This is a genomic window from Campylobacter concisus, assembly GCF_002912425.1.
Classification (GTDB): domain Bacteria; phylum Campylobacterota; class Campylobacteria; order Campylobacterales; family Campylobacteraceae; genus Campylobacter_A; species Campylobacter_A concisus_AH.
This window is the reverse complement of sequence record NZ_POYR01000050.1, coordinates 1-12,348: the sequence shown is the minus strand read 5'-3', so window position 1 is coordinate 12,348 and position 12,348 is coordinate 1. Positions and strand designations below refer to the sequence as shown.

Here is a 12,348-nt window from a genome sequence, read left to right as displayed (position 1 = left end):
TGTATAAAGGACAGGGATAAAGAAGACCAACCCAGGTCAAGGCGTCTTTGTCCAAGCTGCGACTGAGGTTTTAAACAGCCTAGAGCCGCTTATCAAAAGAGAGAGCAAGTACCAAAAACACGCGATCCTAGAGCGCATCGTCATCCCTGAGCGCACGGTGATCTTTCGCGTGACATACACAGGCGATGATGGCAGACCAAAGGTAAATAACGGCTACCGCGTGCAGTTTAACTCAGCTGTTGGCCCATACAAGGGCGGTCTAAGGCTCCACCCAAGCGTCGATCTTGGCGTGCTAAAATTTCTTGGATTTGAGCAAATTTTCAAAAACTCGCTCACTGGCGTAAATATCGGCGGCGCAAAAGGCGGCAGCACCTTTGATCCAAAGGGCAAGAGCGAGGGCGAGATAATGCGCTTTTGCCAAGCATTTATGAGTGAGCTTTATCGCCACATCGGCAACACCGTGGATGTGCCAGCAGGCGATATCGGCGTGGGTGCTAGAGAGATCGGCTATATGTTTGGTCAGTATAAAAAACTAACCGGCAGGTTTGATGGCATCCTAACAGGCAAGGGGCTAAACTGGGGCGGCAGCCTAGCACGCACAGAGGCTACTGGATATGGGCTGGTCTATTTCACTCAAAATATGCTAAAAAAAGCAAGTCTATCGCTTGAGGGCAAAAAATGCAGCATCAGCGGCAGCGGAAATGTCGCCATCTACACAGTCGAAAAGCTCTATCAAGTAGGCGCACTGCCTATCACGGTTTCTGACTCAAACGGATATGTCTATGATGCTGAGGGCATCGATCTAGCAGTGCTTAAAGAGCTAAAAGAAGTGAAGCGCACTCGCCTTAGCGAATACACCAAATTTAGACCAAATGCAAAATATGTAAGCGTGAGCGAATACAAAGAGGGTAGAAACGGCGTCTGGGACGTGCCATGCGATGGGGCGTTTCCATGTGCGACACAAAACGAGCTTCACCTAGCCGACATAAAAGTGCTTTACGCAAATGGCTGCCGCTTCGTGGCTGAGGGCGCGAATATGCCAAGCACGCTTGATGCGATAAATTTCATGCTTGCACAAAAAGACTTTTACTTTGCTCCGGCAAAAGCAGCAAACGCTGGCGGAGTGGGAACAAGTGGTCTTGAGATGATGCAAAATGCTGGCATGACTTCGTGGAGTTTCGAGGAGGTTGATCGCAGACTTCATGGCATCATGAATCACATCTTTGAACTAAGCTATGAAACGAGTAAAGAGTTTGGCGATGAGGGCAACTTGGTGCTTGGCTCAAATATCGCCGGCTTTAGAAAAGTGGCTGACGCAATGATAGATCAAGGATACGTGTAGGCCAATTTCGCTCTGTAAATTTACGTCCAAGTTAAATTTGGGCGTAAATCGATACGAGGCAGGCTATGGTTTTTAGCCAAAAAAGAGTTTTGCCTTTTATGTGGCAAATTTTACTAGCAAGCTATCAAATTTACGCTGCTTTGAAGCATTTTATGCAGCGTTCGTTTTAACAAATTTTTGCTGGCGTGACAGATGTAAATTTGAAGCTTGGCTAAATTTTTTACTAGGTTGGCGAGCATACCACTTTTTTAGAGCTTTTGGTATAAATTTTGTTAAAAAAGCTGATATGACGGCGCAGTCTATGCGTGACTGCATAAAAAATAAAGAGCCTTACAACAGGTGCATTGTTAGTGAGAAATTTTCATAGCACTTGCAACTTCGACGTAGTAAGGCTAAATAATGAAGTCCTACTACCAACCGAGCAAATCCTAAATTTTAACCAACCAGGCGACAAAGAATTTCATTTTTGGCAAGAGATAGTTAAATTTTATAAATTTAAGCCACACCTAAATTTCTCTTATCAAATTTTACTACCGCATAAAACAAAAGCAGTCAAATCCTTTACAAAAAGCATTTTAAAGCGATAAAAACTACTTGCATTTTTATAAGAAAAACTAAATTTCACTTATAATTTTAGCCAGCTATTAAGCAAAAATTGGCTCAAAACGCTCGCATAAACACTACAAATATCGAATTTACTCAAAAGAAGCTTTCATTTTTACTCTAGTATGCGGCTCTCACCCAGTCAAATTTCAGCAAAGCACCCATGTAATGAGTGGCAGAAAAAGGATGGGGCAAATTCTGGTAAGCAAAAATTAAAATTTACTAAATTTAAGCTACAAACAAGCAAATTTCTTGTCAAATTTAGTGCCACATAAAAAGCATTATTAAAGCGGATATCCCATTGCCAAATTTAGCCAGCTCATGGGCGAAATTTAGTTTAAAACACTCTCGCAAGCAATTAAATTTACAAACTTCGCAAGATGTTCTCAGCACAACGATTTTTCGAGTGGCAGCAAGATAATCAAATTCAGACAAGAGAATTTAAAATTTGCTAAATTTAAGTCACAAATAAGCAGATATTGCCAAATTTAACCAGATCGCAAGTGAAAATTTTACCTTAAAAGAAGGTTTTTGTTTTGGCAAGTGACTGTGTTGGTGACGGCAAACAAAAATAAAATTTGATAAATTTCATCGAAAACAGCCAAAATTCTCGTCCAAATTTAGTCACCAAAAGCCACATTGCTTAAATTTAGCAAATATAAAAATGATAGAATTTTTGAGAAATAGTTATTTGTGAGTTTTTGTGTTAAAAATTTAATGCAATAAAGAGCAAGCACCAGCCTGCTCTTTGTGAGAGTTTAACCCTTTTTTGGAGTTACAAGCATATTTACATAACGACCTTCTATCAAAGGCTCTTTGTCGCGATCAGCTTCATCTTTGATCATCTCCCAGACCTTCTCAAGCATGGCTACGCCAGCCTCTGGGGTGCTCATCTCGCGACCCTTTAAAAATACACGAAATTTAACGTGTTTGCCATCTTGCAAAAACTCGCTTGCGTGTTTAACCTTGTAGTTTATATCGTTTTGGGCGATCTTGACAGAGAGTTTTATCTCTTTTATCTCGATGGTTTTTTGCTTTTTCTTAGCCTCTTTTTGCTTCTTCTCTTGCTGATAGCGGAATTTACCATAGTCCATTATCTTGCAAACTGGCGGCTTCGCGTCTGGCGCTATAAGCACTAGATCAAGCCCAAGCTTGTTTGAGATCTCTAAAGCCTCATCTCTTGAGATGACACCGTATGCCGTGCCATCATCCCCTACACATCTTACCTCTCTCGCCCTTATGTCCTCATTGAGCAATACTTCATTTTCCTTACTCAAAAATGTACCTCACTAAGTTTCTCCTTCGTTAAATTTATAAATTCCGCCAAGCTCATATCGCTCTGCGTCCTAGCCTGTCTGTCGCGCAACGCAACGCTCTTGTTCGCTACTTCGTTGTCTCCTAGCACAACTATCATAGGCACCCTTTGTTTTTCTGCCGTTCTTATTCTCTTATTTAAACTCTCATTTTTACTTGCGATCTCACTATCGACGTTGATCTTTCTTAGCTCGCGTGAAATTTCTTTTGCGTAGTCTAAATGCGCGTCGCTAATAGGCACGATGACAACCTGCGTAGGAGCTATGAAAAATGGTAGCTCGCCAGCAGTGTGCTCAAGTAAAATTCCTATAAATCTCTCAAAACTACCAAGCAGTGCTCTGTGAAGCATTACAGGGCGCTGTCTTTCGTTATTTGCGTCGATGTAGCCTAGATCAAAGCGCTCTGGCAAGTTAAAATCGACTTGTATCGTGCCGCACTGCCACTTTCTCTTAAGCGCATCAGTGATCTTGATGTCAATCTTTGGTCCATAAAATGCGCCGCCGCCCTCGTCGATGCCGTATTTAAAGCCATTTTCATCAAGAGCTTCTTTTAGTGCTTTTGTAGCTGTATCCCAAATTTCATCACCGCCGATCGCTTTGGCTGGCTTGGTTGATATCTCCATCTCATAGTGGAAGCCAAAATTCTCCATTATCGTGCCAGCAAATTTTAAAATTTCTAAGATATTTTCTTTTATCTGGCTTGGCATACAAAAGATATGTGAGTCATCTTGTGCAAATTCTCTAACCCTGAAAAGTCCGTGAAGCACGCCACTTTTCTCATGGCGGTGAACGACGCCATACTCGAAAAATTTAAGTGGCAAGTCGCGGTAAGAGCGGATGTCACTTTGATAGACTTTGATGTGGCCAACGCAGTTCATCGGCTTGATGCCATACTCTGTCTCATCGATCGTTGTAAAGTACATATTTTCTTTGTAGTTTGCGTAGTGGCCGCTTCTTCTCCACACATCAGCCTTTAAAAGCTCAGGACCACGCACTGGCTCGTAGCCGCGGTCGCGGTGAGCTTTGTATAGAAGTTGCTCTAGTTTTGATCTCAAGCGTCCACCATTTGGTAGCCAGATAGGCAAACCACCGCCCACTTCTTCATCAAATGTAAATAGCTTCATCTCGACGCCAAGCTTTCTGTGATCGCGCTTTTTAGCCTCTTCGATGATGCGGATGTGCTCTTTTAGGCTCTCTTTGTCTGCGTAAGCTGTGCCGTAAATTCTAGTTAGCATCTCACGGCTCTCATCGCCGCCAAGATATGCGCCAGCCACGCGTGTAAGCTTGAAGAATTTTAAAAATTTAGTATTTGGCACATGTGGTCCGCGGCAAAGGTCTTCAAAATCGCCTTGTGCGTAGCTGCTCACTTCGCCATCTGGAATTCTTTTTAAGACCTCTTGTTTTAGGTCGTCGTTTTTAAATTTCTCACTCATATTAGCTTTAGTTGAGCAGGTTTTAACGATGTCAAATTTCTTCTCAGCAAGCTCTTTCATCTTATCTTCGATCGCTGCTAGATCGCTCTCTCCTAGCTTCGTGCCCTCGTCATCAACTCTAAAATCATAATAAAATCCATCTTCTACGTTTGGTCCGACAAAGAATTTCGCCTTTGGATAGAGTGACTTGATAGCTTGTGCCATGAGGTGTGCACAGGAGTGTCTGATAACGTGTAGTGCCTCTTTTGAGTTGTCGAAATAGACAGGCTCAGCACTACTCTCACGCCCTGCGATACTTTGAGTATCGACTATTTCGCCATTTAGTTTGTATGCGATGATATCGCTCATTGTTTTTCCTTATATCAAATTGTCTTTTTTACGATAAAAGAACGATTAAGGATTTTATCGAAATGGGCTTTAAGCTAAACTTAATAATTGCTAAGCAAATTTTTATAAATTCTTTTTAAATTTAGTAAAATTTGAGCCAAAATTTTTGATTTATAAAATATATATTTTTATATATAAATGTAAAAAGCCCTAAAATATGCATATTTTATCAATATAATTTATTATACTTTAAGATTATCCCTGATAATATTTGCCCCTGAAATGAATTTAGCAATTTCTCGTCTTTGCATTACTTAAATTCATTTTTCTCCCGACAAATTTAGTGCTAGGAAGTGGTTAGCCTAGCACTCTTCTTTTGCAAATTTAACAAACACCGGCTTTACTATCCTAGCGTAGTCTTTTGCGTTTAAAACGACTGATCTATCAAGAAGCCCAGCATTAAAAGCGATCTCCTCGTTTCGCTCTAGCAAACTCTCGTCCACGACAAGGTGTAAATTTTTATGAAAACTAAATGGCGGAACAGAGCCAAATACACAATCAGCAAGCGCTGTAACCTCCTCTGGGCTAGAAAGGCTTGCTCTTTTACCATCAAATTTTTGCGTAAGCGCGTCAAGATCAGCTTGCTCGTCCGCTGGCAAGACCGCTAGCAAGTAAATTTTACCAGCCTTCATCGCTGGCTTTTCGTCGTCTAACAAGTAACCATCTAGCACATTTTCATCTTTAAAAATTTCTCTAAATTTAGCTTCATCAATGCCTTTTATAGAGCACACCAGCGCCTTTGCGCCCTGACTCATTTTAGTGCCTCTTATCTTCGCAACCTCTTCTGAAGTCCTCGCGCTCTCATGCTCTATCACTCTAAATTTAGCCCCATTTTTGCTAAGAATATCGTGGATTTTATTAAAAATTTGCTCTGACACAGCTCTTTCCTTTGGATAAATTTAGTTAAAATTATACCGCTAAAACAAAAAAGGGCAGGAAAATGCAGATAAATTTAGATGATGTAAAGATTGAGCCAAGCTGGAAAGAGGTGCTAAAAGATGAGTTTTTGAGCGAAAATTTCGCACGAATCAAAGAGAATTTCTTAAAAGCAAAGAGCGCTGGCGTCGTCTATCCACCAAGTGGGCTTATATTTAACGCATTTAATCTAAGGCCATTTCACGATGTCAAGGTCGTCATCCTAGGCCAAGACCCATATCACGGCGCAAATCAAGCCATGGGGCTAAGCTTTTCAGTGCCAAGTGGCGTGAGAGTGCCGCCAAGCCTTGTTAATATCTATAAAGAAATTTACGCCGATCTTGGCATAAAAGAGCCAAATAGCGGCGATCTTACAAAGTGGGCAAAACAAGGCGTGTTGCTTCTAAACTCTACTTTAAGCGTAAGTGCTGGAGCGGCAAATTCTCACGCTAGCTTTGGTTGGCAGGGCTTTACAGACGCCGTCATAAGAAAGATTAGCCAAAATTTGCAAAACGTAGTTTTTATGCTCTGGGGCAACCCAGCCAAGGCAAAAGCACCGCTAATAGACGCCAGTAAGCACCTCATCTTAGAAGCAGCCCACCCAAGTCCGCTAGCTCGTGGGGCATTTTTTGGCTGCAGGCACTTTTCAAAGGCAAATATCTACCTAGCAAACCACGGCAAAACGCCCATAGAGTGGGACTTAAACGCTCAAATTTGAGCTATTTTTTAAGCTCACTAAGAAGCTTATTTACCTTTTCAAGTTCGCTTTTGCAAAATTTCTCATCGTTATTTTGCATTATCATCGCCTCTTGGCCGATTTGTCTTTGCTTAAACTCATCAAATTTAAGCTCAAAAAGCCTTAGCGCCTTCTCATCACCCGCAAGCTTCTTGCTCTCTTTGGCGTAAAGCTCGTCAAGATAGAGCCTGCTTTGTTTGACATACTCCTTGCAAACCTCGCTTGCACCAAATAAATTTACGCCCAGCAAAAGGGCAAAAATGGCAATTTTTTTCATATTTTTCCTTGAAATTTTTGCGTTATACTAGCCTTTAAGCACTTAAATTTTAAAATAATTTGCAAAAAAAGGATGAAAAATGAGGCGAAAAGATAGAGAGCTTAGTCGTGAAGAGGCGCTTGAGATCATCGATAACTGCGAATACAGCGTGATCTCATGCGTGGATGATGAGGGAGAAATTTTTAGCGTGCCTATCTCACCGGTTAGGGTTGGTGAGAGCATTTTTGTGCACGGAGCAACCGCTGGTAGCAAGGCAAAACTGCTTCAAAATGGGCGAAAAGTGGAGTTTGTCTGCGTTAGCTTCAACAAAGTCCCACACCTAAATGATAGCGAGCTAGAAATGATAAAAGACGACGGCAAGGCGCTTGGCGGCAAGGTCTTTACGACTGAATACAAAAGCGCCATCGCAAAAACAAGAGCCTACGAAGTGACAGATGAAACCAAAAGATATGAAATTTTAAAAATTCTCAGCCAAAAATACACCGCTTATGCTATGAGTACATTTGACGTAGCGGCCGAGTATGGGCTAAAAAATATGAAAATTTACGAGCTAAAGATAGAGAGCCTTAGCGCAAAGGCCAAAATTTTGCCAAAAGCGGTAAAGGGGTAAATTTGAGCTCACTTGCACTGATGTTTAGACCAAAAAACTTGGACGAAATTTGCGGTCAAAAGGCGGTTAAAGTGGCCTTTTTAAAATTTATAGCCACAAGCAAGATACCGCACTCCATATTTTATGGTCCAGCAGGCTGTGGCAAGACGAGCTTTGCAAGGGCTGTGGCAAGCGGCGCAAACTACGACTTTTACGAGTTTGACGGCGGAAATTTAAAGATAGATGACTTTCGCAAAATTTTAAAAAACTACGAAAACGCCCTAAATAAGCCACTCTTTTTCATAGACGAGATCCACAGGCTTAGCAAAACCCAGCAAGAAGCACTGCTCATCCCCATGGAAAACTACAAAGCCCTAGTCATCGGCGCTAGCACGGAAAATCCCTTTTTTACGCTAAGCTCAGGCATAAGAAGCCGCTCGATGCTCTTTGAGTTTAGACCGCTTAGCAGTGGCGACTTTGAGGAGCTTCTTAGCAAGATAAGAGAGCAAATTTCATTTAGTATTGACGAGGAGGCGAAGGAGTATCTTTTTAAAAGTAGCGGCGGCGACGCAAGAGCTATGCTAAATTTACTAGAATTTGCCATCACGCTTGATGAAAATGTGAGCCTAGAAAATTTAAAAACACTTCGCCAAAACGCCCTAAAAGAGGGGGCAAAAGAGGACGATACGCACTACGAGCTAGCAAGCGCTTTTATAAAAAGTCTTCGCGGAAGCGACGAAAACGCCGTCATATACTATCTCGCAAGGCTCATAGACTCTGGCGAAAGCGCAAACTTCATCGCTAGAAGGATGGCGATATTTGCCAGCGAAGACATCGGCAACGCAAACCCAAATGCACTAAATTTAGCCGCCAGCACGCTAAGCGCAGTAAAAGAGATAGGCTTTCCAGAGGCTAGGATCATACTGGCTCAGTGCGCCGTCTATCTAGCTAGCTCGCCAAAGTCAAACTCCAGCTACAACGCGATAAATGCCGCCCTAAGATACGTGCAAAGCGAAGAAATTTTAAAGATCCCGCCATATCTAAAAAATCACACAAAAGAGAGCAAAGACTACCTTTATCCGCATGATTTTGGCGGCTGGGTCGAGCAAAAATACCTAGAAAAACCGCTCGTTTTTTACAAAAGCAAGGGCATAGGCTTTGAAAAAACGCTAAATGAGTGGCTAGAAAAGATAAGGTCAAAGGACTAAATTTAGGCTTTACTCTTTCAAATTTAAAAGGGCTGTTTTAAGGATGAACGAGCAAAATTTAGAATATATCGCAAATTTAAAGATAAAAGACGTGCCGTGGGATAGGCTAAGCTGTAGTTACGGCACGGCGGAGCTTTTTGCGCAAATTTTAAACACACTTACAAAGGCTGTGAAAAAGAGCAAATTTGATGAAAAAGAGCTTAGCGAGCTGCTTGATGAGATAGTGGCTCAGTGCGAGTATCAAGAGACATTTTGGCACGCAACGCCATTTGCGCTCGTTTTTTTGGTGCGAATTTATAAAAGTGCGCTAGGCGAAAAAGGCGAAGCAGCTAAATTTATCTCGCGTAAGCTTGAAGAATTTTTTAAATTTATGCTTGAAATTTGTGAGAAGCTAGAGCATCTTGAGCACGCAAAGCCGCTTGCAAAAATGGAGCAAATGCTAGAGCCAAAGTATCTTGATATCGTAGATCAAGATGAGCTAAGCTATGACGATAGGCTATTTTACAGCTTTTATTACTATTCACGCATAGTTTTGCAGGGCGCTTTTGTAAAAATTTAGCTCGGCTATAATTTTTTAGTAGTTAATTTAAATTTTATATTTTTTCAAATATACTTCTCAAATCCAAATCAATCACGAAAGTTAAAAAATGCCTACAAATTTTGCTGAAATTTTAAATAACTGCGTTGAAAGTATAAATTCATTTCTTTGGGGTCCATACTTCCTAATCGCCCTACTTTGCGGCACTGGACTATTTTTCACCATTAGACTTGGCTTTGTTCAAATTTTTAAATTTAAGATGGGTTTAGGCAAGCTTTTTGGAAATTTCTCGCTTCACGGCGAGGCCGCTGGAAAGGCTGGTATGAGCTCGTTTCAAGCAGTCGCAACAGCGATCGCAGCGCAAGTTGGCACTGGAAACCTCGTGGGTGCGACGACAGCTCTTATCATGGGCGGTCCTGGAGCCATATTTTGGATGTGGTGCGCAGCCTTTTTAGGCATGGCTACAAATTTTGCTGAAATTTGCCTCGCTCAAATTTACCGCACCAAAGACGACAGCGGCCACACGATAGGAGGCCCAGCGTTTTATATAAGCCGCGGTTTAAAGGGCGGCTGGGCGAAATTTCTAGCTGGATTTTTCGCTATCGCTATCATCATCGCACTTGGCTTTATCGGCAACATGGTTCAAGCAAACTCCATATCTGATGGCTTTAGCGGCGCTTTTGGCATACCGCAGTGGCTAACAGGGGCGTTTTTGGCTCTCATTTGCGCAGTCATCTTTATAGGCGGCGTAAAAGCGATCGCAAGGGTCGCTGAAAAGATCGTGCCTATCATGGCTTTGCTCTACGTTGGCGTGGGTCTTACTATCATATTTTTAAATTTCGAGCATATCCCAGAGGCGATCTCGCTAATATTTAGAGCTGCATTTGATCCTTCTGCTGCTTGGGGCGGCGCAACTGGCGCTAGCATCGCAGCTGCTATGAGATACGGCATCGCAAGGGGACTTTTTAGCAACGAAGCTGGCATGGGCTCGACTCCGCACGCACACGCTGCTGCAAACGTCAAACACCCAGTCGATCAAGCCGTACTTGGCATAATGAGCGTCTTTGTAGATACATTTATCGTGCTAAACATCACCGTTTTTGTGGTGCTAACCGCAAATGTCATCAGCTTTGAAAACGGCAAGGCAGTCTTTACAGGCATCACCTTGGTGCAAGAGGCGTTCTCGTCGCACATCTTTGGCAAAACTGGCGGTTATAGCTTTGTGGCGATCTGCCTATTTTTCTTTGCATTTACGACCATACTTGGCTGGTACTACTTTGCTGAGATCAACGTGCGCTACCTTTTTGGCGCAAAAGCGGTCAGGGCGTTTCAAATTTTGGTAGTCGTTTTTGTCTTTTTGGGAAGCTTGCAAAAGGTAAATTTCGTCTGGAGCTTGGCTGATATGTTTAACGGCCTTATGGTTGTGCCAAATTTGATAGCCATTATCCTTCTAAGCCCCGTCGTAGCAAGGCTTTTAAAAGATCACGACGCAGGCAAAGAGTACGACGTAAAAGAGTATTTGAAGTAAATTTAAGAGTGCGTGGAGAGAAGGCTCTCCACATTAAATTTAATATTATAGATGGTCTGTTGGAGCAACAGTTATAGGCTCAAGTGGCATATAAAATGTCGTTGCTTGAGGTTCTGCGTATTTATTGCCAGCCTCATCGACTGATGAAGCTTGGACTGTATATTCGTTAGTACCAAGAGTATCCAACACACTACTCTCAGCTCTCCAGTTGCCATCAGCATCAGCCTTAGCGCTTAGTTTCTCAACCACATGAGCTTCGTTGCCTTTCTCTACCCAAGAGTGACCAAAGGCATCACGATAAACAACTTCAGCTTTTGTGATAACTAAATTTATTTCAGCAAATGGCTCTGCCTTGCCCTCGATACTTGGTGAGAAGTCATATTGTTTATTGCTATCATACATTGTGTTATAGTGTGACAAGTCAGAAAAGTCATCAGTAGATATTTTTGTGATAGACAAGGTGCTATTGTCTGTATCAACAGTTATCTCTTGCGTGCTTGTAGCTTTTAGCTCTTCGCCGTTTGCAGCTACTTTGCTAGCTTCAATAGTAAATTTATGATCTCCATCAGCTAGAGGTGAAGTTGGAGTATATGACCAATTGCCATCATTATCAGCAGTTGTCGTACCAAGTAGCGGTGCGCTCTCACCTTCACCATCAAATATGCTTATAGTAGCGTTTGAAGTAGCCTTACCAACTAAAGTTGGAGTGTTATCGTTTGTGATATGCAGACCTGTTCTTTCAGAAACATTGTGTTCTAAGATATTATCTCCAACATCAATATGGTGACTTACCAATTCGTCTGTATTGCCAGTTACTACGTTATCATCTACTGCTGTGACAGATACTTCTAGTGACTGCGAGAATATATTGTTATATGCATTATCTATCGCAGCCGCAAGTGTATCAAGACTAAAGCCCTCCTCGCTTGCGCCACCGCTTACATTTGTAAAAGCCTCTGCACTTGCATTTGCTTGAGAGCTTAGATCGCCAAAATTCGCATTGATGTTTGACTCATGACCACCATTTGTAAAGCCAGCAGCGCCAAGGCTCACTCCATTCGAGCTTACTCCGCCTGCTGATTGAGTGCCGCCAGCTGCAGTCTCTTCAAGATCAGAGATATTTTTACCATTTAACAATTGCTCTTGTAGCGATGCTATCTCTTTGCCAGTCTCATCGCTAGCATTTTCATTTTGAGTTTGCGCAGCCTGCACCTCGACCTTTACGCCGTCTTGCTCTTTTATGACCTCGTTGTCATAGATCAAGTCGCCTGCTTTTAGAGTTCTTTGATTTCCATTAGCATCAACTGCGACGATGGCATCCGTGCCGATTATTGATTTTATTAGTCCTTTAACTTTACTCATAATTTTTCCCCTTTGCGTATTTTATGTTGTCAATTATAAGTAAAAAATTTATTTTATAGCTATTGTACTTTGGTACAGTTGTGACATTTTAGAAATATGAAGTTATAAATTTTTGAG

General features: G+C 42.0%; 13 protein-coding genes. 8 read left to right on the top strand and 5 right to left on the bottom strand.

Annotated elements, in window-relative coordinates:
* The first annotated feature begins 16 nt into the window (after positions 1–16).
* The 3 genes from gdhA (at position 17) to CYP84_RS03095 (ending at position 1,929) form a co-directional block, all read left to right on the top strand.
* A complete protein-coding gene (gene gdhA, locus CYP84_RS03105; protein ID WP_103636645.1) occupies positions 17–1,342 on the top strand; it encodes an NADP-specific glutamate dehydrogenase in 1,326 nt (441 codons plus the stop codon).
* Positions 1,343–1,442: 100 nt separating this feature from the next.
* Positions 1,443–1,709 carry a hypothetical protein gene (locus CYP84_RS03100; RefSeq protein WP_103636644.1) on the top strand — a complete coding sequence of 89 codons (267 nt, stop codon included), beginning with the start codon at positions 1,443–1,445 and terminating at the stop codon, positions 1,707–1,709.
* Complete coding sequence (locus CYP84_RS03095) at positions 1,693–1,929, top strand: hypothetical protein (RefSeq protein ID WP_103636643.1); 237 nt, start codon at positions 1,693–1,695, stop codon at positions 1,927–1,929. The genes CYP84_RS03100 and CYP84_RS03095 overlap by 17 nt, the downstream gene beginning before the upstream one ends.
* A gap of 774 nt (positions 1,930–2,703) precedes the next feature.
* Here CYP84_RS03095 and infC read toward each other — a convergent pair.
* The 3 genes from infC to CYP84_RS03075 all read right to left on the bottom strand — a co-directional run bounded on the left by infC (position 2,704) and on the right by CYP84_RS03075 (position 5,956).
* Positions 2,704–3,222 carry a translation initiation factor IF-3 gene (gene infC, locus CYP84_RS03090; protein WP_103636642.1) on the bottom strand — a complete coding sequence of 173 codons (519 nt, stop codon included), beginning with the start codon at positions 3,220–3,222 and terminating at the stop codon, positions 2,704–2,706.
* Positions 3,219–5,039: a threonine--tRNA ligase gene (thrS, locus tag CYP84_RS03085; RefSeq protein WP_103636641.1), complete on the bottom strand. Its 1,821-nt coding sequence runs from the start codon at positions 5,037–5,039 to the stop codon at positions 3,219–3,221. Before thrS ends, infC begins: the two co-directional genes overlap by 4 nt.
* Positions 5,040–5,380: 341 nt before the next feature.
* Positions 5,381–5,956: a YbaK/EbsC family protein gene (locus CYP84_RS03075; protein WP_103636640.1), complete on the bottom strand. Its 576-nt coding sequence runs from the start codon at positions 5,954–5,956 to the stop codon at positions 5,381–5,383.
* Positions 5,957–6,018: 62 nt separating this feature from the next.
* On the opposite strand from CYP84_RS03075, the gene ung reads away from it, so the two are divergent.
* Positions 6,019–6,711 carry a uracil-DNA glycosylase gene (gene ung, locus CYP84_RS03070; RefSeq protein WP_103636639.1) on the top strand — a complete coding sequence of 231 codons (693 nt, stop codon included), beginning with the start codon at positions 6,019–6,021 and terminating at the stop codon, positions 6,709–6,711.
* Between the two features lies 1 nt (position 6,712).
* On the opposite strand, the gene CYP84_RS03065 is transcribed toward ung, so the two are convergent.
* Positions 6,713–7,006 carry a hypothetical protein gene (locus CYP84_RS03065; RefSeq protein WP_103636638.1) on the bottom strand — a complete coding sequence of 98 codons (294 nt, stop codon included), beginning with the start codon at positions 7,004–7,006 and terminating at the stop codon, positions 6,713–6,715.
* Positions 7,007–7,085: 79 nt separating this feature from the next.
* Here CYP84_RS03065 and CYP84_RS03060 point away from each other — a divergent pair, with 79 nt between their 5' ends.
* The 4 genes from CYP84_RS03060 (at position 7,086) to CYP84_RS03045 (ending at position 10,869) form a co-directional block, all read left to right on the top strand.
* Positions 7,086–7,616, top strand: a complete 531-nt coding sequence (locus CYP84_RS03060) for a pyridoxamine 5'-phosphate oxidase family protein (RefSeq protein ID WP_103636637.1) — start codon at positions 7,086–7,088, stop codon at positions 7,614–7,616.
* A 20-nt stretch (positions 7,617–7,636) separates the two neighbouring features.
* A complete protein-coding gene (locus CYP84_RS03055; protein ID WP_258033882.1) occupies positions 7,637–8,803 on the top strand; it encodes a replication-associated recombination protein A in 1,167 nt (388 codons plus the stop codon).
* A 43-nt stretch (positions 8,804–8,846) separates the two neighbouring features.
* Entirely contained in the window at positions 8,847–9,362 is a 516-nt protein-coding gene (locus CYP84_RS03050) for an ATP-dependent DNA helicase RuvA (protein ID WP_103636635.1), read from the top strand.
* Positions 9,363–9,450: 88 nt separating this feature from the next.
* Positions 9,451–10,869, top strand: a complete 1,419-nt coding sequence (locus tag CYP84_RS03045; RefSeq protein WP_103636634.1) for an alanine/glycine:cation symporter family protein — start codon at positions 9,451–9,453, stop codon at positions 10,867–10,869.
* A gap of 45 nt (positions 10,870–10,914) precedes the next feature.
* Here the strand turns inward: CYP84_RS03045 and CYP84_RS03040 are convergent, their stop codons facing one another.
* Positions 10,915–12,231, bottom strand: a complete 1,317-nt coding sequence (locus CYP84_RS03040) for an Ig-like domain-containing protein (RefSeq protein ID WP_103636633.1) — start codon at positions 12,229–12,231, stop codon at positions 10,915–10,917.
* Positions 12,232–12,348: the final 117 nt, after the last annotated feature.